The organism is Arthrobacter sp. Soil764 (assembly GCF_001428075.1).
In the GTDB taxonomy this organism is placed as follows: domain Bacteria; phylum Actinomycetota; class Actinomycetes; order Actinomycetales; family Micrococcaceae; genus Arthrobacter.
The window spans coordinates 70,460-92,802 of the sequence record NZ_LMSI01000006.1; the positions used below are offsets into that span (position 1 = coordinate 70,460).

Annotated in this window: 19 protein-coding genes and 1 tRNA gene; 7 read left to right on the forward strand and 13 right to left on the reverse strand. The window is 66.5% G+C overall.

Annotated elements, in window-relative coordinates; all coding sequences use genetic code 11:
• Positions 1-55: 55 nt before the first annotated feature.
• On the reverse strand, positions 56-754 hold the full coding sequence (locus ASG86_RS05785) for a type 1 glutamine amidotransferase domain-containing protein (RefSeq protein WP_056331484.1): 699 nt from the start codon (positions 752-754) through the stop codon (positions 56-58).
• 24 nt (positions 755-778) lie between these two features.
• The gene (locus ASG86_RS05790) at positions 779-1,651 is read right to left on the reverse strand and encodes an aldo/keto reductase (protein ID WP_056331486.1); all 873 of its coding nucleotides are present in this window, start codon (positions 1,649-1,651) and stop codon (positions 779-781) included.
• Positions 1,652-1,792: 141 nt separating this feature from the next.
• On the opposite strand from ASG86_RS05790, the gene ASG86_RS05795 reads away from it, so the two are divergent.
• Positions 1,793-2,785: an LLM class flavin-dependent oxidoreductase gene (locus tag ASG86_RS05795; RefSeq protein WP_056331488.1), complete on the forward strand. Its 993-nt coding sequence runs from the start codon at positions 1,793-1,795 to the stop codon at positions 2,783-2,785.
• Between the two features lies 1 nt (position 2,786).
• Positions 2,787-4,313: an MFS transporter gene (locus ASG86_RS05800; protein ID WP_056331490.1), complete on the forward strand. Its 1,527-nt coding sequence runs from the start codon at positions 2,787-2,789 to the stop codon at positions 4,311-4,313.
• Positions 4,314-4,322: 9 nt separating this feature from the next.
• Here ASG86_RS05800 and ASG86_RS05805 read toward each other — a convergent pair whose 3' ends face one another.
• The 4 genes from ASG86_RS05805 to ASG86_RS05820 all read right to left on the reverse strand — a co-directional run bounded on the left by ASG86_RS05805 (position 4,323) and on the right by ASG86_RS05820 (position 7,913).
• Positions 4,323-5,468 carry an FAD-dependent oxidoreductase gene (locus tag ASG86_RS05805; RefSeq protein ID WP_056331492.1) on the reverse strand — a complete coding sequence of 382 codons (1,146 nt, stop codon included), beginning with the start codon at positions 5,466-5,468 and terminating at the stop codon, positions 4,323-4,325.
• 42 nt (positions 5,469-5,510) lie between these two features.
• A complete protein-coding gene (locus ASG86_RS05810) occupies positions 5,511-6,437 on the reverse strand; it encodes an AEC family transporter (protein ID WP_056331494.1) in 927 nt (308 codons plus the stop codon).
• Between the two features lie 51 nt (positions 6,438-6,488).
• Positions 6,489-6,914 carry an aspartate 1-decarboxylase gene (panD, locus tag ASG86_RS05815; RefSeq protein ID WP_200946172.1) on the reverse strand — a complete coding sequence of 142 codons (426 nt, stop codon included), beginning with the start codon at positions 6,912-6,914 and terminating at the stop codon, positions 6,489-6,491.
• A gap of 84 nt (positions 6,915-6,998) precedes the next feature.
• Positions 6,999-7,913: a LysR substrate-binding domain-containing protein gene (locus tag ASG86_RS05820; protein ID WP_056331497.1), complete on the reverse strand. Its 915-nt coding sequence runs from the start codon at positions 7,911-7,913 to the stop codon at positions 6,999-7,001.
• A gap of 156 nt (positions 7,914-8,069) precedes the next feature.
• Between ASG86_RS05820 and ASG86_RS05825 the strand changes: the two genes are divergently transcribed.
• Both ASG86_RS05825 and ASG86_RS05830 read left to right on the forward strand, forming a co-directional pair.
• Positions 8,070-9,533 carry an amino acid permease gene (locus tag ASG86_RS05825; RefSeq protein WP_056331499.1) on the forward strand — a complete coding sequence of 488 codons (1,464 nt, stop codon included), beginning with the start codon at positions 8,070-8,072 and terminating at the stop codon, positions 9,531-9,533.
• Positions 9,534-9,893: 360 nt separating this feature from the next.
• A complete protein-coding gene (locus tag ASG86_RS05830) occupies positions 9,894-13,412 on the forward strand; it encodes a bifunctional proline dehydrogenase/L-glutamate gamma-semialdehyde dehydrogenase (RefSeq protein WP_056331501.1) in 3,519 nt (1,172 codons plus the stop codon).
• Positions 13,413-13,523: 111 nt separating this feature from the next.
• Here the strand turns inward: ASG86_RS05830 and ASG86_RS20945 are convergent, their stop codons facing one another.
• Both ASG86_RS20945 and ASG86_RS05840 read right to left on the reverse strand, forming a co-directional pair.
• Positions 13,524-13,718, reverse strand: a complete 195-nt coding sequence (locus tag ASG86_RS20945; protein ID WP_235010440.1) for a hypothetical protein — start codon at positions 13,716-13,718, stop codon at positions 13,524-13,526.
• Between the two features lie 287 nt (positions 13,719-14,005).
• Entirely contained in the window at positions 14,006-14,860 is an 855-nt protein-coding gene (locus ASG86_RS05840) for a LysR family transcriptional regulator (protein WP_056331505.1), read from the reverse strand.
• Between the two features lie 141 nt (positions 14,861-15,001).
• Between ASG86_RS05840 and ASG86_RS05845 the strand changes: the two genes are divergently transcribed.
• Entirely contained in the window at positions 15,002-16,378 is a 1,377-nt protein-coding gene (locus ASG86_RS05845; protein ID WP_056331507.1) for an MFS transporter, read from the forward strand.
• Between the two features lie 60 nt (positions 16,379-16,438).
• On the opposite strand, the gene ASG86_RS05850 is transcribed toward ASG86_RS05845, so the two are convergent.
• From ASG86_RS05850 to ASG86_RS05855, 3 genes are all read right to left on the reverse strand, one after another.
• Positions 16,439-17,608, reverse strand: a complete 1,170-nt coding sequence (locus ASG86_RS05850; protein ID WP_056331509.1) for a N(5)-(carboxyethyl)ornithine synthase — start codon at positions 17,606-17,608, stop codon at positions 16,439-16,441.
• A complete protein-coding gene (locus ASG86_RS20730; RefSeq protein WP_200830458.1) occupies positions 17,605-17,745 on the reverse strand; it encodes a hypothetical protein in 141 nt (46 codons plus the stop codon). Before ASG86_RS20730 ends, ASG86_RS05850 begins: the two co-directional genes overlap by 4 nt.
• Before the next feature lie 107 nt (positions 17,746-17,852).
• Positions 17,853-17,923 (reverse strand) — tRNA-Gly (locus ASG86_RS05855).
• Positions 17,924-18,163: 240 nt separating this feature from the next.
• Between ASG86_RS05855 and ASG86_RS05860 the strand changes: the two genes are divergently transcribed.
• A complete protein-coding gene (locus ASG86_RS05860) occupies positions 18,164-18,625 on the forward strand; it encodes an SRPBCC family protein (RefSeq protein ID WP_056331511.1) in 462 nt (153 codons plus the stop codon).
• 21 nt (positions 18,626-18,646) lie between these two features.
• Here ASG86_RS05860 and ASG86_RS05865 read toward each other — a convergent pair whose 3' ends face one another.
• Positions 18,647-20,392, reverse strand: coding sequence for a CAP domain-containing protein (locus tag ASG86_RS05865; RefSeq protein WP_082566687.1), 1,746 nt, complete (start codon positions 20,390-20,392; stop codon positions 18,647-18,649).
• Between the two features lie 124 nt (positions 20,393-20,516).
• Here ASG86_RS05865 and dcd point away from each other — a divergent pair, with 124 nt between their 5' ends.
• Positions 20,517-21,092 (forward strand): dCTP deaminase, encoded by a 576-nt coding sequence (gene dcd / locus ASG86_RS05870; RefSeq protein ID WP_018769967.1) that lies wholly within the window; start codon positions 20,517-20,519, stop codon positions 21,090-21,092.
• A 67-nt stretch (positions 21,093-21,159) separates the two neighbouring features.
• Here dcd and ASG86_RS05875 read toward each other — a convergent pair whose 3' ends face one another.
• Complete coding sequence (locus ASG86_RS05875; RefSeq protein ID WP_056331513.1) at positions 21,160-22,341, reverse strand: cation:proton antiporter; 1,182 nt, start codon at positions 22,339-22,341, stop codon at positions 21,160-21,162.
• Positions 22,342-22,343: the final 2 nt, after the last annotated feature.

Here is a 22,343-nt window from a genome sequence, read left to right on the forward strand (position 1 = left end):
GACCGGTTCAGTGTGAACTGGTCCCCTCTGTTATTGCCTAAATACGGTCGCCCGCTCAGCTGAGGGCAGCCAGAACTTCCTTGGCCACGTCCTCGCTGGACTGCGGGTTCTGCCCGGTGATCAGGTTGCCGTCGCGCACCACGTTGGAGGACCAGGCAGCACCGTTCTCGATCACCGCGCCCTTCTCCTTCAGCGCATCCTCAACCAGCCACGGGGTGTTCTCGCCGGTCCCGCCGCCCAGCTCCTCCTCGTTGGTGAAGACCGTCAGGCGCCGGCCCTCGAAAGCGAACGTGCCGTCGTCGTCCGTTGCACCCAGCAGCCCCGCCGGGCCGTGGCAGAACGGCGCAATGATCTTGCCGTCCCTGTTGGCTGCCACCAGCAGACGGCCCAGATCGGCATCCTTGTAGAGGTCGGCCATGGGGCCGTGGCCGCCGGGCATCACCACGGCGTCATAGGCGGCAACGTCGACGTCGGCAAGGACCAGCGGGTGCGCCAGCTCGCTGTCGATCTTTTCCAGGTAGTCGCGGAAGCCCTGCGCGCGTTCCTCGCCGCCTGCGGACTCGGCGGCCAGGCTCACCTGGTCCACGGTGGGCTTCTTCCCGCCGGGAGTTGCGATGTGCACTGTGTTGCCGGCCTCGGTCAGGGTCTGGTGGGATACCACCAGTTCCTCTGCCCAGTAGCCGGTGGGGTGTTCGCTGCCGTCCTTCATGGTGAGGGAATCGGCGGCCGATACGACCATCAGAATGTTTGCCATGGTGTAGCTCCTGTCTGTAATTCTTTACTTGCCGGCTGCTTCAAGCTCGGCGTACGTGTCGTCGTCGAGGGTGATGTTGGCGGCAGCCATGTTCTCTTCGAGGTGCTGCACGGAGCCGGTGCCGGGGATGGGCATCATGACGGGGGAGCGGCGCAGCAGCCAGGCCAGGGCCACCTGGGAGGTGGTGGCGTCCAGGCGCTTGGCGGCCTCGTCCAGCGGGCCTCCCGGCTGTGCCAGCTCGCCCGCGGAAATCGGCGCCCACGGGATGAAGCCGATGCCGTTCTCCTCCGAGTAGCGCAGCACGTCCTCCGAGCTGCGGTCCGTCAGGTTGTAACGGTTCTGCACGGTGGACACGGTGAAGTGCTTTCCGGCGGCTTCAAGCTCCGCCACGCTCACCTGGGAAAGGCCCAGTGCGCGGACCTTGCCCTCGTCCTGCAGCTCACGCAGCACGCCGAACTGCTCCTCGGCGTCCACCTTGGGATCGATCCGGTGCAGCTGCAGCAGGTCCAGCGTGTCCACCTTCAGCTTGCGCAGGCTCAGTTCGGTCTGCTGGCGCAGGTATTCCGGCCGGCCAACCGGAACCCACTTGTTGGGCCCGGTGCGGGTGAAGCCCACCTTGGTGGCGATCTTCAGCCCCTCCTTGTAGGGGTGGAGGGCCTCGGCGATGATTTCCTCGCTGATGTTGGGGCCATAGGAATCGGCGGTGTCGATGAAATCCACGCCGAGTTCGACGGCGCGGCGCACCACGGCCAGGGCGGCCTGCCGGTCTGCGGGCTCGCCCCAGACGCCGTCACCCACGATGCGCATGGCACCAAAACCGAGCCGGTGCACGGTTCCCAGATCCTTGAGGTCAATGGTTGCGGACAGTTCCAGCTGCTTCGTTGAATCATGGCTCATAGGGGCGGCAACCTCATCAGTGTGCTGAGTATTCCGCAAATCACAGAAATAAGCCGGGCGCCGCCGTCGTTATGCCTCAAGTGCCCGCCGTAATCCGGCCGGCGCGCCCTACGAAACTTTTTTGAAAGGCCGGCACCTGACGTGACTCTTCCCCTCTCCATCCTTGACCTGGCAACCATCGGCAAAGGCCAGACGGCGGCGGAGAGCTTCGCGGGCAGTGTGGCCATGGCGCAGAGCGCCGAGAAGCTGGGATACCGGCGGGTCTGGTACGCGGAGCACCACAACATGTCCTCCATCGCCTCCTCCGCCACCAGCGTGCTGATCGCCCACGTTGCCGCGCACACCGAAAGCATCCGGCTCGGGGCCGGCGGCGTCATGCTGCCCAACCACTCCCCGCTGACCATCGCCGAGCAGTTCGGCACCCTGGAAACCCTGCACCCCGGCCGGATCGACCTGGGCCTGGGCCGGGCGCCGGGCAGCGACCAGAACACCATGCGCGCGCTGCGCCGCGATCCCATGTCTGCCGACAGCTTCCCGCAGGACGTCCTTGAGCTGCAGGGCTACCTGACCGGCCCCACCCGCATCCAGGGCGTCGAGGCCACCCCCGGCAAGGGGACCAACGTGCCGCTGTACATCCTGGGCTCGTCCCTGTTCGGTGCCCGCCTGGCTGCGCAGCTGGGCCTGCCCTACGCCTTTGCCTCACACTTTGCCCCCGCCGCGCTGCAGGAGGCCGTGGCCATCTACCGCCGGGAGTTCAAGCCGTCCGCCCAGCTGGACGCCCCGCACGTGATCGCCGGAGTGAACGTCATCGCCGCTGATTCCGCCGCAGAGGCGCAGGAGATGCTTCAGGCCACCAAGCGTGCCCGGGTCTCGCTGTTCTTCGGCGGAGGCACCCGCGAATTCACCGATGACGAGGCGGACATGATCCTCGATTCGCCGCAGGGACGCCACATGGCACAGATGATGACGTATTCCGCGGTTGGGACGCCCGATGCGGTCATCGACTACCTGGACAGCTTCGGAAAGCACGCCGACGCCGACGAACTCATCGTGGCGCACCAGAGCCCGGGGACCCAGGAGCGGCTGCGGTCCGTCGAACTGCTGGCCGAGGCCGCCGGACTGGTCCGGGTCTGAGATGGCGAAGGCACAAGCGAACGCAAAGGAAGGCGTAGGCTTCCGGTCCGACCGCGGACCCATCCTCATCGCCCTCATGCTGTCCACCGGACTCGTGGCCATCGACTCCACCATCGTGGCCACGGCCGTGCCGTCGATCGTCCGGGACGTGGGCGGCTTCTCATCCTTCCCCTGGCTCTTTTCCGCCTACCTGCTGGCGCAGGCCGTCACCGTTCCCATCTACGGGAAACTTTCGGACATGGCGGGCCGCAAGCCCATCATCCTGACCGGCATTGGCCTGTTCCTGTTGGGCTCGGTGCTCTGCGGGCTGGCCTGGAGCATGCCGTCGCTGATTGCCTTCCGCGCCCTGCAGGGACTGGGTGCCGGCGCGGTGCTGCCGGTATCCATCACCATCGCGGGGGACATCTATACCCTCCAGGAGCGCGCCAAAGTCCAGGGCTACCTGGCCAGCGTGTGGGCTGTTTCCTCGGTAGTGGGCCCCAGCCTGGGCGGCGTATTCTCCGCGCTGGGCATCTGGCGTGGCATCTTCCTAGTCAATGTGCCGCTCTGCCTGCTGGCCGGCTGGATGCTGGTCCGCACCCTCCACGAAAACGTGGAACGGGCAAAGCACAAGGTGGACTACGCCGGCGCCGTGCTTCTGGCCGGCTCGCTTGGCCTGCTCATCCTCGGCGCCTTGCAAGGCGGCCAGGCCTGGGCATGGAACTCGCCCGTCAGTATTGGCGTCTTTGCGGTGGGCGCAGTCCTGCTGGCCGCGTTCCTCCTGGTGGAGCGGCGGGCAGCCGAACCCATCCTGCCTGCCTGGGTGGTCTCGCGGCGCCTGCTGGGCACCACCGCGCTGGTGTCCTTCGGGGTTGGCACCGTGATGATCGGCCTGACCTCCTACGTGCCCACCTTCCTTGAGGGCGCACTGTCCTCCTCACCCCTGGTGGCCGGCCTGGCCCTGGCGGCCCTGACCCTCGGCTGGCCGCTCAGCGCATCGCAGGCCGGCAAGTTCTACCTGCGGATCGGCTTCAAGTCCACGGCCCTGATCGGCATCGCCATCTCCGTGGTGGGCCTGCTGATCCTGTCACTGACCTCCGGCGCACCCAACGTGGCGCTGATCGCCATCAGCTGCTTCGTCGTCGGGCTCGGCCTGGGCCTGCTGGCCACCCCCACCCTGATCGCCGCCCAGTCCAGCGTGCCCTGGCACGAGCGCGGCGTGGTGACCAGCACCAACATGTTCGCCCGCTCCATCGGCAGCGCCCTGGGCGTGGCTGTGTTCGGTGCGGTGGCCAACTCGATCTACGGCGGCAGCAGCGGCGGCGAAGCGGACCCCGCCACCGTTATCTCCGCGTCCGGTGCCGTGTTCCTGGCGGCGCTGGTGGCCGGGCTGCTGACCGTTGCGGCGGTGCTGGCCATGCCCGCGGTCAAGGCCGAGACGGCGGAATCTGCGGAACCGTCGGAGACCGGGGAATCTGCGGAACCTGGGGAACGTCCAGCGGAACCCGTGGAGGAATCCGTGCGCAGCGCGGAGGGCCGCGCCAGCTAACTGCCCGCCTTAGCGGGACGCGCGGAAGATCGACGGCGCGGGCCGGGTCCCGGTGGCAAGATCGGCCAGGATCCGTCCCACCACCGGTGTGAACTTGAAGCCGTGGCCGGAGAATCCTGCGCCGATCACCACAGGTCCCATGCGGTCCAGGATGAAGTCCTCGTCAGGGGTGGTGGTGTAGGTGCAGCTGATGGCCTCCAGGTCATCGGGGTCCACTCCCGGCAGCCACTGCCGCGCGTAGTCCTGCAGCGCTGCGAGCTGGGTCGGTTCGGGCCGGAAGTCGCGGTGGTCCGGATCCACCACGGGGCCCACCCCATGCCAGCCGGCCTTGATGCCCTCACCCGGAGTCTGCATGCCGTAGACGGGGGAGTACCAGCCCCGGTAGTCCGGGCCGGGGTAGTGGTTGAAGCCGGGCCACACTGCTCCGGCATCTGCCACCCGGAAATGCGCCGGCTGCTCCTGCGTGACCCTGAGCCGGGGAATCCGGATCGCGGCGCCGTCCTTGCCGGAAACCCTGCCGGAAGCCATCTCCAGCAGCTTCTCCGTCCAGCCGCCCGCCGTCACCACTGCCTGGGCTGCCGTGACCACCTCGGTGCCCGCAGCCGATTCGAGCGTCAGCCGCACGCCGTCGTCGAACACCTCGAAGTCCACCAGTTTGGTGTGGTGCCTGATCTCGGCGCCCCGGGCGGAGGCCAGCCGCTGGAAGGCGGGCAGCGCCGCTTCAGGGTTGAGCTGGCCGCCATCGGGCATATGCAGGACCTGCTGGTCGAAGCGGATGCCGCGCCACCGTTCATGCGCCTCCGCCGGGTCCAGGAACTCGGCGCGGATCCCGGCAGCGGTGAGGGCATCAGATACTCTCCGGAGGTCCCCGCCCGGGCCGTGGTTGACGATGCCGGTGCGCGCCAGCAGCTGCTTGCCGCTTTCCTGCTCCAGCTCATCCCACAGCGCCAGCCCCTCGGCCAGCATGGCCACGTACTCCGGCCGGTGGTAGCCGGGGTTCAGGTTCCGGGTTGCCCCGTGGGACGCGCCGATCTTGTGCCCGGGACCGAACTGCTCCACCAGCGTCACCTGCCGGCCCCGGCGGGACAGCGCCCATGCGGCGGCCGAGCCCATGGCGCCGCCGCCGATCACCACGGTGTCAAGAACAGTGTTCATCAGCCCTCCAAGCTGCGGTTATGGTCACATTGCAAGCACGCCTTACGCCAGCAACAGCGCGACGCCGATCATTGCCGGCACTGCCACCACGGTGGTGATCAGCACGGTGTCCTTGGCCACGGTAAGCCCGGTCTGGTAACGGCTGGSGGCCACGAACACGTTCTGGGCGGTGGGCAGGGCCGACGTAACCACCACCGCGAACAGTGCGTGCCCGTCCATCCCCAGCGCGAAGCGGGCGAAAACATAGGCAAGGGCCGGCTGGACTGCCAGCTTGAAGCCGCTCGCCAGCAGCGTGTCCACGCGCCGGCCGGCGGAAGCCTGCAGCGGGCGGGTGCCGTTCAGGCTCATCCCGAAAGCAATCAGCATGGCAGGAATCGCGGCGCCGCCAATCAGGTGGATGGGCTCCATGACCAGCGCCGGAACCTGGAAGCCGGTGCCGGCCACCAGCAGCCCCAGGCCCGAGCCTACGATCATGGGGTTCCGCAGGATCATCAGGAAGAACCCCAGGGCGGTGGTGCGGTGCGTGCTGGTGCTCGAGTCAAGGATCATCAGGAACATCGGGGTGAAGAACGCCAGCTGGAAGATCAGCAGCGGCGCCACGTAGCTTGCGTCGCCCAGAACATATACCGCAATAGGAATACCAAGGTTTGCCGAGTTCGCCAGCGACGCGGACATGGCGGACATCAGTGCTTCGGGGAGCGCCCGCTTCAGCCAGAACCTGGCCAGGGCGAAGAATGCGGCGGCGGTAATGATGGCGGCCACCGCTGTCACCAGCAGCGGTTCGGCGAACACTTCCTGCAGGCGGGCCTTGCTGAGGGTCTCGAACAGCAGTGCGGGGCTGGCGACGAAGAACGTAAGGCCGCTGAGCACGGGGCGGGCGTTATCGCCGAGGATTCTCCGCCGGCCCACGAACCATCCCACCAGGATGATGCACCAGACCACGAAGAACCCCGCCAGCACCCCTAGCAAGGATCAGCCTTTTGGGCACAGCGGAGGACAGGACCGGGACGCACGCTCCGGTTACAGGGTGGCGTTGTTAAGCGCGAAAGGGGGGCGCATCATCCCGGGGGTGAGGCCCTCTGCGGGATCGTTGCCCAGCTGGATGATCCGGTTGTTTGCGTCCACGTGGACCACGCGGGGCTGGTAGGCATGAGCCTCTTCGGTGGTCATCTGCGCGTAGGTAATCAGGATGACAATGTCGTTCTCGTGCATGAGGTGCGCCGCTGCACCGTTAATTCCGATCACGCCGGAGCCGCGCTCGCCGGCGATGGTGTAGGTCTCAAGCCGCGCGCCGTTGGTGACGTCCACGATGGACACCAGCTCGCCGGGCAGGATGTCGGCGGCCTCGAGCAGGTCAAGGTCCACGGTGACCGAGCCTACGTAGTGCAGGTCGGCGTGCGTGACGGTGGCCCGGTGGATTTTGGACTTGAACATTGTTCGATTCATAACGGCTCCAGTCTAGACCTGCGACCCCTCACCCGCAGTGACGCAGGAAACACAACGCCTTGGTACTTGTACGACGGCGGCTGGTCACCCGGCGTCGTTCCTTGCCACTGCGGCGGCGGCAGCAGCGAGGGTCTCCCGGGCGGCCAGGATGGCGGGGCGCTGGGCGCTGGAGCGGCGGACCGAGGTGAAGATGGTGCGGTGCGGCGTGCCGGGAAGCTCCAGCAGCTGGGCCGTGGTGCCGCGGCCGGTCCACACCAGGTCCGGCATCAGGGCCACGGCGTTCCCCGACTCGATCAACCTGGCCTGGGCCTGCAAATCGGCGGTCTCAAAGCGCACATCCGGCTCAAAGCCGGCGCTGCGGCACGCCTGCTCCGCCCAGTGGCGGGACGCCGCACCCCGCGGTTCCATAACCCAGGCGCGCTCCGCGGTGTCCGCCAGTGAACGGATGGAGGGGCCGCCGTCGGACGCCGGGGGAACGGCCAGCCGGATGGCGTCGGTGGTCAGCTTCACCCGGTCCAGCTCCGGATAGCGCGGCGCCGCGTGCCCGGGATACTGCTCAGCGATCACCAGGTCGAAGTCGCGCGCCCACGTCTCATGCAGCGCGGTCTCGGGCTCACGCTGGATCATTTCGATGCGGACCTCGGGATAGGCGGCGGCCATCCGGGTCAGGGTGTCCGGCATCAGGGCCAGCGCCGCGGACTGGAACACCGCGATCCGCACCGTGCCGGTGACAGTGGTCAGGGAGGCGGCCAGGTCCGCCTCGGCCTGCTCCATGGTTTCGAGCAGCTGCGCCGTGTGCGCCACCAGCACCTCCGCCTGGGGCGTCAACTGCACCCGCCGCCCCGTTTTCCGGAGCAGTTCAACGCCCACTTCCTTCTCCAGGAGGGCCAGTTGCTGCGATACCGACGACGGGCTGTACTGCAGTGCCTCCGCCACCTCGGCGAGCGTCCCCCGGATGCTTAACTCCCGGAGCAGCCGGAGCCTGCGAACGTCAAGCATGGCGGATTCCTAACTGAAACTAACGAATATAGGTTAGAAGTAGCCACTTTATCTAACGCAACCGCGCACGCATACTGTTGAAACCGAGTTACCCCCGTCACAGCCAGTTTCCTTGGCGTGCCGCGGCGGGGTCGCACCCCCGAGCAGGAGTCCCTGATGAGCAGTAAAGATTTGAGCCAATCGATCATGCGGCGCAAGCCCATCGATGACATCGAAGAAGAAAACAAGCACAGCGGACTGTTCAAGTCCCTTGGGCTGTGGCAGCTCACCGCCATCGGCGTTGGCGGAATTATCGGCGTCGGCATCTTTTCCCTTGCGGGACTGGTGGCCGCCGGCAGTGGAGGAACACCCGGGGTGGGGCCCGCGGTACTGATTTCCTTCCTCATCGCAGGCCTGGCCTCAGCGGCCGCGGCCCTGTCCTACGCAGAGTTCGCGGGCATGATCCCGCGCGCCGGCTCTGCCTACACCTACGGCTATGTAGCGCTTGGCGAGGTGATTGGCTGGTTCATCGGCTGGGACCTGCTGCTGGAATACATCGCCATTGTGGCCGTGGTGGCCATCGGCATCTCCGGCTACCTTGACGCGTTCCTGTCCGGCATCGGCATCCATTTGCCCACCTGGATGACCTCCACCGCAGACGAGGGCAAGGGCGGCATCGTCAACATCCCCGCCATTCTGGTCTGCCTGCTGGTCACCTGGATCCTCTCCCGCGGCACCAAGGCCTTCGGCCGGTTCGAACTCGTCGCCGTGGCCATCAAGGTGATCCTGATCCTCTTCATCATCGGGCTCGGCGTGTTCTACATCGACACCAACAACTACAACCCGTTCATGCCCAGCGGCTTCGGCCCAGTGGTTGCCGGCTCCGCCACCGTCTTCTTCGCAGTCTTCGGCTACGACGCCATGAGCACCGCGGCCGAGGAAGCCAAGGACGGCAAGAAGCACATGCCCAAGGCCATCGTGCTCTCGCTCATCATTGCCATGCTGCTCTACGTTGCCGCAACCCTGGTGCTGACCGGCATGCAGAACTACAAGGACATCGACCCCAAGGCAGGCTTCGCCTCCGCCTTCACCTCGGTGGGCCTGCCCGTGATCGCCACCATCATCTCCGTGTTCGCCGTGCTCTCCATCCTCACCGTGATGCTCACCTTCCTGCTGGGCGTCACCCGCGTCTGGTTCTCCATGAGCCGTGACGGCCTGCTGCCCGGCTGGTTCTCCAAGACCGACCGCCACGGCACCCCGCAGCGCGTCACCTGGATCGGCGGCATCGCCTCGGCTTTCCTGGCCGGTGTCTTCCCCATCAAGGCGGTCGCGGACCTCACCAACATCGGCATCCTGGCCGCGTTCGTCGTCGTCTGCCTGTCCGTGATCATCTTCCGCTACAAGCGCCCCGACGCGCCGCGCACGTTCCGCCTGCCGCTGATGCCCGTGGTCCCGGCCTTCGGTGTCCTGGCCTCGGCCTTCCTGATGCTGCAGCTGCACTGGGAAACCTGGCTGCGGTTCGGGGTATGGCTGGTCATCGGCCTGGTCATCTACTTCGGCTACGGCCGCAAGCACTCCCTGATGAACCCCAACAGCCCCCGGCACCAGGAGCTCGCGGAACTGCACCGCCCCCTGGCCTGACCCTCCCTCCCGACGCCCGCTCACTTTTGGCGGCGTTTCCCGGAACGCCCGCTCACTTTTGGTGGCGTTTCCCGGAACGCGCGCTCACTTGTGGGCGCCTACTTGCAAACCCCCGCTCACGTCAGGTGAGCGGGGGTTTGCTGTTTGAGCGGCAAAGGTGAGCGGGCGTGGGGGTTTTTGGGGGCAAAGGTGAGCGGGCGTTGGGGTTGTGGGGGTCAAAGGTGAGCGGGCGTTGGCAGTGCGAAATGCATCGGTTTTACTAACCTGTATTGGTTGGAAAAGATCGCTTTATCTTATGTGAGCAGAAGCTCATACTGGTGGAAAGACCTCCTCCCACGGCAAGAAAGATCGGGAAAAACCATGACCCACGTTGCAATGGAACCAGCCACTTCCGCCGGTACCGCACAGCAGACCGTTGACGTCGACGTCCCCCAGGCAAAGGCCCTCGCCAATGACGCCGTGGCCCTGGTCCGGCACTGGCTCACCGAGGCCGCAAAGGTCCCGGTGGACGCCTCCGCCCAGCAGCTCGCCGGCGTCCTGAAGGACCCCAACGGCCTGGAATTCACCGTTGGCTTCGTGGACGGCGTGGTCCGCCCCGAGGACCTGAACGTTGCAGCCCGCAACCTCGCCGCCCTGGCCCCGAAGGTTCCGGCCTTCCTGCCCTGGTACATGCGCAGCGCCGTGGCGCTGGGCGGAACAATGGCCCCGGTGCTGCCGCAGGTGGTCATCCCCGTCGCCCGCAAGGTCCTCCGCGAGATGGTGGGCCACCTGATCGTTGACGCCACCGACGCCAAGCTGGGCCCGGCCATCGCCAAGATCCGCAAGGACGGCATCAAGCTCAACGTCAATCTCCTGGGCGAGGCAGTCCTGGGTGAGCACGAGGCCTCCCGCCGGCTCGAAGGCACCCACACCCTGCTTGCGCGCCCCGACGTCGACTACGTCTCCATCAAGGTCTCCTCCACCGTTGCCCCGCACTCGGCCTGGGCCTTCGACGAAGCCGTGGAACACGTCGTCGAAAAGCTCACCCCGCTCTTCCAGCGCGCCAACTCCTTCGCCGCTGCCGGAAGCAGCACCGGCGGGAAGGCCAAGTTCATCAACCTGGACATGGAGGAGTACAAGGACCTGGATATGACCATCGCGGTCTTCACCAGGATCCTGGACAAGCCCGAGTTCAAGGACCTTGAGGCCGGCATCGTGCTCCAGGCCTACCTTCCGGACGCGCTCTCCGCCATGATCCGCCTGCAGGACTGGGCCGCCGAGCGCCGCGCTAACGGCGGCGCAGGCATCAAGGTCCGCGTGGTCAAGGGCGCCAACCTGCCCATGGAGCAGGTGGAAGCCTCGCTGCACGACTGGCCGCTGGCCACCTGGGGCTCCAAGCAGGACTCGGACACCAGCTACAAGAGCGTCATCAACTACTCACTGCACCCTGAGCGGATCAAGAACATCCGCATCGGCGTTGCCGGCCACAACCTGTTCGACATCGCCTTCGCCTGGCTCCTGGCCAAGCAGCGCGGCGTGGAATCCGGCATCGAGTTCGAGATGCTGCTGGGCATGGCGCAGGGCCAGGCCGAGGCCGTCAAGAAGGACGTGGGCTCCCTCCTGCTCTACACCCCCGTGGTGCACCCGTCCGAGTTCGACGTCGCCATCGCCTACCTGATCCGCCGCCTCGAAGAGGGGGCCAGCCAGGACAACTTCATGTCCGCCGTGTTCGAACTCAGCGAGAACGAGGGCCTGTTCGAGCGCGAGAAGCAGCGCTTCCTCGCCTCCCTTGAAACCCTGGACAACAGCGTCCCGCTGCCCAACCGCCGCCAGGACCGCAGCCTTCCCCCGGAGCCCATGCCGCATACCGGTTTCCGGAACACCCCGGATACCGATCCGTCCCTCCCCGCCAACCGGGACTGGGGCCGGGCCATCCTGGAGCGCGTCGCGTCCTCCACCCTGGGCAACGACTCGGTGAAAGCTGCGTTCATCAACGACGAAGAGACGCTCAACTCGGCCATCGCCAACGCCGTGGACAAGGGCAAGGCCTGGGGTGAACTCTCCGGCAACGAACGCGCCGAAATCCTGCACCGCGCCGGCGAGATCCTCGAAGCCCGCAGGGCCGACCTCCTGGAGGTCATGGCCAGCGAGACCGGCAAGACCATCGACCAGGGCGATCCTGAAGTCAGCGAAGCCGTGGACTTCGCCCACTACTACGCCGAGTCCGCCCGCAAGCTGGACGCGGTCGACGGCGCCACGTTCGTCCCGGCCAAGCTCACCGTTGTCACGCCGCCATGGAACTTCCCGGTCGCCATCCCGGCAGGGTCCACCCTCGCGGCACTCGCCGCCGGCTCCGCCGTCGTGATCAAGCCCGCCAAGCAGGCCGCCCGCAGCGGTGCCGTCATGGTGGAGGCATTGTGGGAAGCCGGAGTGCCCAAGGGCGTGCTCACCATGGTGCAGCTGGGCGAGCGTGAGCTCGGCAGGCAGCTGATCAGCCACCCGGCCGTGGACCGCGTGATCCTCACCGGCGGCTACGAAACCGCCGAGCTGTTCCGCTCCTTCCGCAAGGACCTGCCGCTGCTGGCCGAAACCAGCGGCAAGAACGCCATCATCGTGACCCCCAGCGCCGACCTGGACCTGGCGGCCAAGGACGTGGCCTATTCCGCGTTCGGCCACGCCGGCCAGAAGTGCTCCGCCGCCTCACTGGTGATCCTGGTGGGCTCGGTGGCCAAGTCCAAGCGGTTCCACAACCAGCTCATCGACGCCGTCACCTCGCTCAAGGTGGGCTACCCCGAGGATCCCACCAGCCAGATGGGACCCATCATCGAGCCCGCCAACGGCAAGCTCCTCAACGCCCTCACTACCCTGGGCGACGGCGAGAACTGGGCGGTGGAACCAAAGAAGCTGGACGACACCGGACGGCTCTGGAGCCCGGGCGTGCGCTACGGCGTCAAGCGCGGCTCCTACTTCCACCTGACCGAGTTCTTCGGCCCGGTCCTGGGCGTCATGACTGCGGACACCCTGGAAGAAGCCATCGCCATCCAGAACCAGATCGAGTACGGCCTCACCGCCGGCCTGCACTCCCTCAACTCCGAGGAACTGGGCATCTGGCTGGACGGCATCCAGGCCGGCAACCTCTACGTGAACCGCGGCATCACCGGTGCCATCGTGCAGCGCCAGCCGTTCGGTGGCTGGAAGAAGTCCGCCGTCGGTGCCGGCACCAAGGCCGGCGGACCCAACTACCTGGCAGGCCTGGGCGACTGGACCCCTGCAACCAGCACCGCTACGGCATCCATCACGCACCCCGCGGTCAGCCGCATCCTCAACGCGGCCGGCCCCGCCCTGCAGCCCGCCGAGCTTGAGTCCGTCCAGCGTGCCCTGGCATCCGACGCGGAAGCATGGGCTGGGGAGTTCGGCACGGCAAAGGACGTCTCCGGACTGAGCGCCGAGCGCAACATCTTCCGCTACCGCAGCCTGCCGGTCACCATCCGGCTGTCCGAAGGCGAGCCGCTGGCGCACCTCGTCCGGACTGTGGCCGCCGGCGTTGTGGCGGGATCCGCACTCACCGTGTCCTCCGCCGTCGAACTTCCCGCCCAGCTGCGCTCCGTGCTCACCGCACAGGACATCGACGTGACCGTGGAGTCCGACGCCGGCTGGCTGGCTTCGGCGGGACACCTCGCCTCGGCGGGCAAGCTGTCCGGAGCCCGCATCCGGCTGATCGGCGGCGACGCCTCGGCGCTGGCTGAGGCCACCGGTGGCCGGCCCGACCTGGCCATCTACGCCCACGCCGTCACCGAGGCCGGGCAGGTGGAACTGCTGCCGTTCCTGCACGAACAGGCCGTCAGCATCACGGCGCACCGGTTCGGTACCCCAAACCACCTGTCGGACGCGCTGATCTGATCTGAACCGGAACTGAAGCGTCTGGGGTCGGTCTCCAGCGCTAAAAAGGCCGGGCAGCCACCTGATGGTGGCTGCCCGGCCTTGTCGCTTTAGCGCGGAGACCAGATGGGTTTAGCCCAGATACCAGCCGGGCGGCGTCCAGGTAACTGGCACGTTGTGTGCTGAGAATTCCTCACAGCGGGTGCAGGTGTAGGCCACTTCGCCCAGGGTGGCAACTGTTCCGTCACGCCGGTACGTGGGCGGAATGTACGACTCAAGGTAGACGAATTCGTCGGTACGGCATTTGTCGCAGGTGGGTTTTCCCACGTATCCGGAGTCTACGGAGGCGTGTCCGGTTCCGAGGGTGTTCTGGCGGGTGGACGGCCGTGCTGCGGAGTACGGGTGCGCGTGTGCAGAACTGAGATGGGTGTTCCTGGCTGTCGTCATTGGCTGCCTGTCCCAAGCGCGGCGTTCCGGCATGCGGATGCGCGCTTGTTTCGGTGAACTGGCCTGCTGCTTGACCCTGGAAGACAGCATAGGGGATGCCACTTCCCCTATCAATGGACACGGGCCCCCTAACTCCCCTAAATGCTGCAAATTGCGACGGCGGGGGGTTAAGTTTGGCGGTTAATGGTCCGGCCCACGATCGATTGGGTGAGGGCGTCGATCACTTCGGCGTTGGCCAGCGGGTTGCGGATCAGGGTGAAGTCCACGTCCCCCACGGCGGGCAGGTCGAAGCGCCGGGTAATGATCTTCAGGTCCTCGGGCACCAGCGACGTGGGCATGACGGCCACGCCGATGCCGGCGCGGACCGCTGCGAGCACGCCGCTGATCTGGCGGGTGGTGCAGGTGATCCGCCAGGTCCTGCCGTTGGCCTCCAGCGCATCGATGGCCAGTTTCCTGCTGAGACTGGGGGCCGGGTAGGCGATCAGGGGCACGGGCGTCCCGGGCTCCAGTGCGGTCTGTTCCAGCCCCACCCAGGAGAACGAGTCGTGCTGGACTACGGTGCCGTCCTTTGCCCCGGCCACCCATTTCACGAAGACCAGGTCCAGCTGGCCGGCGTTGAGCTTGCGGTACAGCTGGTCGCTTTGCCCCACGGTCAGTTCCAGGTTGATCTGGGGGTAGATCTGCCGGAATTCACGCAGGATCCTGGGCAGCCCGGTGATGGCGAGGTCGTCCGCGGTGCCGAACCGCAGGCGTCCCCGCATCGCGGAGCCGGAGAAGTAACGCGCGGCGGCGTCGTGCGCGGACAGGATGTTCCGGGCAAAGCCTGCCATGGCATCGCCGTTGTCGGTGAGCCGGACGTCGCGGGTGTCCCGGGTGATCAGGCTGCGCTTGGCGGCGGCTTCGAGTTTGCGGATGTGCTGGCTGATGGTGGGCTGCGCCAGCCCCAGCCGCTCCGCGGCCTTGGTGAAGCTGAGGGTATCCGCCACCGCGAGGAAGGAACGCAGTTGGGCTGGCTCGAACATAATTGGCTCCCCGGCCTTCCGGTCTTGGTGGTTCATTGCGTTTTGCAATACGAGTTATAGGGACCATACGTCTCCATAATCTGCTCCGCCAGCCTAGCGTTAAGGGCATCCCAGACCGCCCGCAATTTTGAGGACACTCCTGTGGCACCCCCACCGCCTTCGTCGGCTTCCGTCTCCCAGCCAGTCATCGACGCGGCGGGCTCAGCGCCGCCGGACAGCCAGACCCAGCCAGTTCCCGTCGTGGCGGAGCGGCTCCCCTGGAAGCACACCTTCATCTCGCTGAAAGTGCCCAACTTCCGGATCTTCGCCGCCGGCCATTTCATTGCGGTCATCGCCATCTGGATGCAGCGGATCGCCCAGGACTGGCTGGTGCTGCAGCTCTCGGGATCCGTGACCGCCGTGGGCATTACCGTGGCGCTGCAGTTCCTGCCCTCGCTGCTGCTGGGGCCATGGGGCGGCATGATCGCCGACCGGTTCGCCAAGCGGAAGATCCTCATCCTCTGCCAGGGCATGGCCGCCATCCTGGCCGCGACACTGGCCACCCTGGCCCTTACCGGCGCCATCATGGTGTGGCACGTCTACGCCATCGCCCTGGTCCTGGGCCTGGTGACCGTCCTTGACCAGCCTGCCCGCCAGGTGTTCGTGAACGAGCTCGTTGGCCCCCGGTATTTGCGGAACGCCATCAGCGTCAACTCCACCACCTTCCAGCTGGGCGGTTTGATCGGCCCTGCGCTCGCAGGCCTGCTTCTCACCGCCGTGGGGGCGGGTTGGGCTTTCGCCGCCAATGCCGTGGCCTGCTGCTCCACGGTTGCCATGCTCCTGATCCTGCGGAAGGAACAGCTGCACGTCAGCGCCCCCGCGCCCAAAGGCAAGGGCATGCTCCGTGAGGGACTGCGGTACGCGTTAAGCAAGCCGACCATCTACTGGCCGTGGCTCATGGCCGGCTTCATCGCAGTCTTCGCCATGAGCCTGCCCGTGGTGCTCGCCGCCTTCGCGGACCACATCTTCCAGGTGGGGGCAGGCGGATACGGCCTCCTTAATGCCCTGGTGGCACTCGGTGCGCTGGCCGGCGCCGTGGCGTCCACCCGCCGTCGCCAACTCCGGCTGCGGTCAGTGGTGTTCTGCGCCGGGATGTACGGCCTGATGCTCTGCCTCGCGGCCCTTGCCCCCTCCATGCCGTGGTTTGGGGCCGTCATGGTGCTCTCCGGTTTCTGGTGCCTGATGTTCCTCACCGGCTCCAACCAGCTGGTGCAGGTCAGCTCCAACATGGGCATCCGCGGGCGGGTGATGAGCCTGTACATCATGGTGCTGATCGGCGGCCAGGCACTGGGCGGGCCCATGCTGGGTTGGATCGCTGAACATGCCGACCCTCATGTCGCCCTGCTGGTCTCCGGCGGCGTCCCCGCACTGGCGGCCATGACGGTGGGTGTGATCCTGGCGCGGAAGGGCGGATTAAAGCTCCGGATGGATCTCAAGGGCCGCCGTCCGGTGAGGATCGTCAGCCGCGCAGGAGCGTAGCCGCAGGAGCCTGGGCACGCAGATGCCCAGGTGCCCAGGCGCTGCGCGTAAGCGCAGTGCCTAGAGGGCTGCCAGGTGCAGTGGCCGGTGCGGATACTCCGCGCCCCGCTCCTGGAACTGGAGCACGGCCTCATTGCGGATGACACCGTCACGGATCTCGATGGCCCGCGCAATGGTGTCGTTGCCTTCCCACGCGGCCGGGCCGGCCATCACGGTTTCGAGGAACGGCTGCAGGGCCTGGCTGATCTCCCAGCTGGAAGAGTTCCAGAGGTAGGAGGGACTGTGGTCCACCGCGTAGTAGTTGATGTGGTCGCCCACCGTGAACATGGGATCGACAAAAGTGGTGGACCGGGCCCAGCTGAATCCCATGCCGTCGTCGCAGGAGACATCAATGATGAGGCTGCCCGGGCGGAACCCCGCGAGGTCCTCTGTCCGCAGGTACGTCAGGGGATTGTTCGGGTCCTGCAGGGTGCAGTTGACCACGATGTCGCTTTCGGCGAGGAACGGGGCCAGCGGAACCCGGCCACGCTCCGTGATGACCTGGCTCAGGAAGGGGGCCTCGGCGTCGTGGTCAAACTGCACGATGTTAACCGAGTGGATCGGTGCGCCAACTGCTGCCACGCCGCGGTTGGTGAGCACCTGGACGTCGTGGATGCCGTGCGCATTCAGTGCCGTCACGGCACCGCGCGCCGTGGCGCCGAAGCCGATCACGACGGCGCTCAGGCGGCGTCCGTAGTCTCCCGTGGAGCCGGTCAACGCCAGCGCGTGCAGGACCGAGCAGTATCCGGCCAGCTCGTTGTTCTTGTGGAACACGTGCAGGCCGAACCCGCCGTCGCTGGCCCAGTGGTTCATCGCCTCAAACGCGATGAGGGTGAGCTTCTTGTCGATGGCGAGCTGGGTGATGGCCCGGTCCTGGACGCAGTGCGGCCACCCCCAGAGGACCTGCCCGTCGCGCATGTCGGCAAGGTCTTCCGGCTGGGGTTTGGGCAGGAGCACGACGTCGGCCGCGGCCAACAGCTCTTCCCTGGCCGCCATTCGTCCCACCAAGGGTGCGAGGTGGCTGTCCGGGACGCCGAAGCGCTCGCCATAGCCCTGCTCCAGGATGATGCGCTGCTGCAGTGCGGGTTCGATCCGCTCGAAGTGCAGGGGATGGATGGGAACACGGCGCTCGTCCGGTTTCCGGGTGGAGGCCAGGACGCCCAGGCTCAGCTGGGTCTGTTGGCCGCTCACTTCTTTTTAGCGGCCTTGCTGGACGTGGTGTCCAGGGAGCTGGCCGGCGCCGCGGCGGCCTTCTTGTCTGCGCGCTTTTCCTTGATGGACTTGCCGGACTTTTTTGATGCCGTTTGACGCGGGGACTTATCAGCCATTGATTGCTCCTGTAGCGGAACCGAAAAGGTTCCTGGCTACCGACACTACACCCGTGCACCTAATGGGTTCCGGGGGAGGCTGATCTTTGTGGGAATCGGGAGATGAGAGCGGCTGACGGGAATCGAACCCGCGTATCAAGCTTGGGAAGCTAGCGCTCTACCATTGAGCTACAGCCGCAGTGCCGCCACTCGCGCGGGGCAGAACTTAGCTTAGCGCAGATCCCCGGGCTCCCTGTCAACGCGGCAGGCGGCGGGTTCCGTGTCCCGGCACGCATGGCGTCATCCAGTAACTCTTCAATAACGTCGGCGCTGCCGGCTAGGTTTGGCCGTTGAGCGCTGGCTAACCTGATCCGGGTAGCGGCCGCGTTGGGGGAGGCAGCTATTGCGGCAGCCGACGTCAACCACAGGAAATATCTTCATGGCAATCGCAGAATACGAGGTCCTCATAGAGCGCGACGCCATGGCCGTCTACCAGTACCTCCTTGACGCCACCAATCTCCCCGCCTGGCGGAACGATGTCCGCAGCGTCAAGCTCGTGCAGGGGCCGGCCGAAGCCGCCGGTGCCGCCTATCGCAAAATGGTGGCGGGGCGCTCCGGCCTGAGCATCCCCGCGGACCTGGAAATCACCAATGTCCGGCCCGGTGCAGAAATCGAGTTCCACGTTGTTTCCGGGCCTGCCACCCGCTGGGGCGGTTACTACCTGAGCACCGAGGACGCGGGGACGCGGGTCCGGTTCGCCATGGAAGCGAAACGCGAGGGCCGCTTCGGTTTCCTCAGCAGGCTGGGGTTCCTCAACGGAATGCTGCAGCGCCGCCTCAGCGCAGACGTGGCCCAACTGGACCGGCTGAAGCACGTGCTGGAACTTCAACCGGTCATCTGAGCCCCTGCCGGCGTTCCCGGCCTACTGGGCCAGCCGCTGTCCGGTCCATGGGCCGGCAATGGCCGACGCCGAGGCCAGGCTTCCCCCAGTCAGGTCCCAGTACTGCACGGTGTCGTTGGCCCGGCGGAGCGCTATACCCGTGGAGTTCAGCCCGGTGACACTGCGCAGCGCCTTGATTCCGGTGACATCCGTCCAGCCGGTGGCGACGGTAGGCCGCGCCTCCGCACGGAGGGCGGTGGTACCCCACCCGCGGTAGAGCTGCACGCTTCCGTCGCCCTTGAGTCCCAGCAGGTCCTGGAAGCCGTCGGCGTCGTAGTCCACCATGGCCAGGCGCGAAGCGTAGACGCCGGTGGCAACGGTGGCACGCTCCGCGATATCGCCGGTGCCTTTGTTGCCGTAGAGGAACAGGTTCCCGGCGCCGTCCAGGGCCAGGATCTGGGGCATCCGGTTGTTGGCGCACCAGCCTCCAACGGCCAGGGTCAGCGTGTTCCATCCGCCTCTGCCGAGAGTGACGGCGGTCTGGAACCCGCCGCCGGAGTTGCCCCGGTGCAACGTCAGGTCACCGCCGGTCCACTGGGTCAGGACGTCATATGTGCCGTCACGGTCCCAGTCGGTGACGAAGACTTCCTTGGCTCCGCTGAAGCCTGAACCGATCACCTTGGCTGCGGCATAGGTGCGGGGCCCGGTGGATGCCCTGTCCAGCAGTTGCCCGGCGGAGTCAACCGACACGAGGTCTGCCGGGCCGGTGATCGCCGCGGCGGCGAGGTTAAGGGTGGGCGGCATGTGCTTGACGGGGGCGTCGCACAGGCCTGGCGGCGGTGCCGGGAAGGCACCGCTGGATCCTGCGCCGCCCGGGGAATCGAGAGTGCCCGCCGGCAGCGTGGTGTAGCCGAAGAAGTTCACCACGCCCCAGATCTGGTAGGTGGAGTTGGTGTAGGAGATTCCGGCGCCCATCACGTTGAAACGCGGGTCCAGGAGCATGGCGTTGTGGCCCGGCGATCCCTTCCACCATTCCACCAGCTGGGCAGCATCGCGGTCGGTACGGATGGCGATGACCTCGCCCGCACCGTTATTGGGGCTGAGGGCGCGGGGATCGGTCCAGAAGCTTGCCCGGTGCTCGATTACCTCGCGGCTGGCGATGTTGTCCGACCATTCCTGCGACAAGCCGGCCACCGTGGGGTGGTACTTGACCTTGTTCAGGCCGTTGGCCACCCGGTACTCGTTGATCCTGTTGAACACGGTAAGGACGGCCGCTGCGTTGGAGTCCGGGACCAGTGCCTCCGTGGAGGGAAGCGCGGTGGCGGATTCCGGGGCCGCCAGCCTGGTGGCGGGAGGGGAAGCCAGCTCCTGGTCCGGCGCCCACAGCGGGGGGAGCGCAACTGTTTGGGGGGCCGGCTCCGCCGACGCGACGGAGGGTGCCGGAACCGGTGCCGTTTCCGTGGCGGTCGTGGGCCCAGCAGTGGAAGGTGAAGCTGTGCCGGCGGTTGCAGTGGGCGCGGAAGTTGCGGTGGGCGCGGCGATGACATTCGGCAGGGGTGAAGCGACCCGGATGTCCGGGTCCACGGCGGGGGTAAGGCTCCCGGCGGTGCCGTCACTCTGGGCGGATGTCCCGGCGTCGTGCACGACGGGAGCGGCCAGGGAGATGCCCGCTGCTCCTGCCTGACCCAACTGCAGCGGCGTGGGGGGCACCGCAACTGATGAAGAGACCAGTGCCCACGCGCAGAGAACGCCAATAAAAGAAGGCGCCACAAATTTATTCACAAACATCCCCAGCTCTGTTACGCCTCCGGGAGACCGTTCCGGCGGCTATCATTCGCAACATTAGCCCCACAAGGCGACAGCAACAACGGGGAAATGTGGCTGTGGATAACCGATACGGTAATTTGGGACGGTGCTGATCTCTGACCGCGACATTCGTGCCGAAATTGATTCCCAGCGGATCGTGCTGGAACCATTTGATCCCGCGATGGTCCAGCCGTCGTCCGTCGATGTCCGGATCGACAAATTCTTCCGGTTGTTCGACAACCACAAGTACGCACACATCGACCCGGCGCAGGAGCAGCCTGAGCTGACGCGGCTGGTGGAAGTGGAGCAGGACGAAGCCTTCATCCTGCATCCTGGGGAGTTCGTCCTGGGTTCCACCTATGAAACCGTCACGCTGCCGGATGACATCGCGGCCCGCCTGGAAGGCAAATCATCCCTTGGCCGGCTGGGCTTGCTGACGCACTCCACCGCCGGTTTCATCGACCCCGGCTTTTCCGGCCACGTCACCCTGGAACTGTCCAACATGGCCACCCTGCCCATCAAACTGTGGCCGGGCATGAAGATCGGCCAGCTCTGCTTCTTCCGGCTGAGCTCGGCCGCGGAGTACCCCTACGGCCAGGGCGAGTACGGCAACCGGTACCAGGGCCAGCGCGGTCCTACCGCCAGCCGCAGCCACCTGAACTTCCACCGCACCAGCATTTAGCCCCAGCAGTAAACAGCGGCACCGGCATAGGCCAGTGCCGCGGGTGTGCTTGGAGCCGCCGGTGCGCCTACAGCTGTGGGGCGACGGCCGGCCTGCGGAGGAACGGCCTGGCCAGTGCTTCCACGTAGCGGGCGGCCAGCGGGCCCAGTACTGCCATCAGCAGCACATACGCTGTGGCCAACGCCGCGAGCTCATGCGGGACCACTCCCGACGCAACGGCCAGGCCGGCGATCACGATGGAGAATTCGCCGCGGGCCACGAGCGCGGCGCCGGCACGGAACCGGCCGGGCCGTGCAATGCCGGCGCGCTTGGCGGCCCAGATCCCGGTGGCCATTTTGGTGGCCGTGGTGGCTGCTGCCAGGACCAGTGCCCAGCCGAGGACCGGGGGAATGGATGAGGGGTCGGTGTTGAGCCCGAACGCCACGAAGAAGATGGCGGCGAACAGGTCCCGCAGCGGCTCAAGGATCCGGGTGGCGTTGTGGGCCGTGGCACCCGAGATGGCGATGCCCAGCATGAAGGCCCCCACCGCGGCTGAAACCTGCATGGCTGACGCGGCCCCTGCCACCAGCAGGGCGGCCCCGAGGACGTTGAGCAGGAAGACCTCGGAGTTCTCGCTGTGCACGGCCTTGGAGACGTGGTGTCCGTGCCGCAGCGCCACCATGAGCACCAGGCTGACCACGGCCAGGGCGATTCCCACCGTGGTGAGCCCGCCCAGGAAGCTCACTCCCGCGAGAGTGGCCGTAAGGATGGGCAGGTAGACGGCCATCGCCAGGTCCTCGAAGACCAGGATGGACAGCACCACCGGGGTCTCGCGGTTACCAAGCCGCCCGAGGTCGGTAATGACCTTGGCGGCGATGCCCGACGAGGAAATATACGTGACGCCGCCCATGACCATGGCTCCCACGCCGCCCCAGCCCAGGAGCAGGGCAAGCCCGGCGCCGGGCAGGAAGTTCAGGACCAAGTCCAGGACACCGGCCTGCCAGGACCGGCGCAGGCCGGTAAAAAGCTCGGACGCGGTATATTCCAGTCCGAGCATAAGCAGCAGGAGGATGACGCCAATCTCGCCGGAGAGATGTGCGAACTCGTGCATGCCTTCAAGCTTGACGATCCCGCCCGCGCCAAAAGCCAGCCCGCCCAGCAGGTAGAGCGGGATGGGGGACATTCCGATCCGTCCGGCCAGCCTGGCCAGCAGGCCCAGGCAGAACACAACGGCCCCCAGTTCAATGAGGGTCAGGGCCAACGGGTCCATAC

Coding starts and splice junctions, on each gene's coding strand:
- ASG86_RS05785 (WP_056331484.1), bottom strand. CDS start 754: ATGGCAAACATTCTGATGGTCGTATCGGCCGCCGATTCCCTCACCATG.
- ASG86_RS05790 (WP_056331486.1), bottom strand. CDS start 1,651: ATGAGCCATGATTCAACGAAGCAGCTGGAACTGTCCGCAACCATTGAC.
- ASG86_RS05800 (WP_056331490.1), top strand. CDS start 2,787: ATGGCGAAGGCACAAGCGAACGCAAAGGAAGGCGTAGGCTTCCGGTCC.
- ASG86_RS05805 (WP_056331492.1), bottom strand. CDS start 5,468: ATGAACACTGTTCTTGACACCGTGGTGATCGGCGGCGGCGCCATGGGC.
- panD (WP_200946172.1), bottom strand. CDS start 6,914: ATGAATCGAACAATGTTCAAGTCCAAAATCCACCGGGCCACCGTCACG.
- ASG86_RS05820 (WP_056331497.1), bottom strand. CDS start 7,913: ATGCTTGACGTTCGCAGGCTCCGGCTGCTCCGGGAGTTAAGCATCCGG.
- ASG86_RS05825 (WP_056331499.1), top strand. CDS start 8,070: ATGAGCAGTAAAGATTTGAGCCAATCGATCATGCGGCGCAAGCCCATC.
- ASG86_RS05830 (WP_056331501.1), top strand. CDS start 9,894: ATGACCCACGTTGCAATGGAACCAGCCACTTCCGCCGGTACCGCACAG.
- ASG86_RS05840 (WP_056331505.1), bottom strand. CDS start 14,860: ATGTTCGAGCCAGCCCAACTGCGTTCCTTCCTCGCGGTGGCGGATACC.
- ASG86_RS20730 (WP_200830458.1), bottom strand. CDS start 17,745: ATGGCTGATAAGTCCCCGCGTCAAACGGCATCAAAAAAGTCCGGCAAG.
- ASG86_RS05860 (WP_056331511.1), top strand. CDS start 18,164: ATGGCAATCGCAGAATACGAGGTCCTCATAGAGCGCGACGCCATGGCC.
- ASG86_RS05865 (WP_082566687.1), bottom strand. CDS start 20,392: ATGTTTGTGAATAAATTTGTGGCGCCTTCTTTTATTGGCGTTCTCTGC.
- ASG86_RS05875 (WP_056331513.1), bottom strand. CDS start 22,341: ATGGACCCGTTGGCCCTGACCCTCATTGAACTGGGGGCCGTTGTGTTC.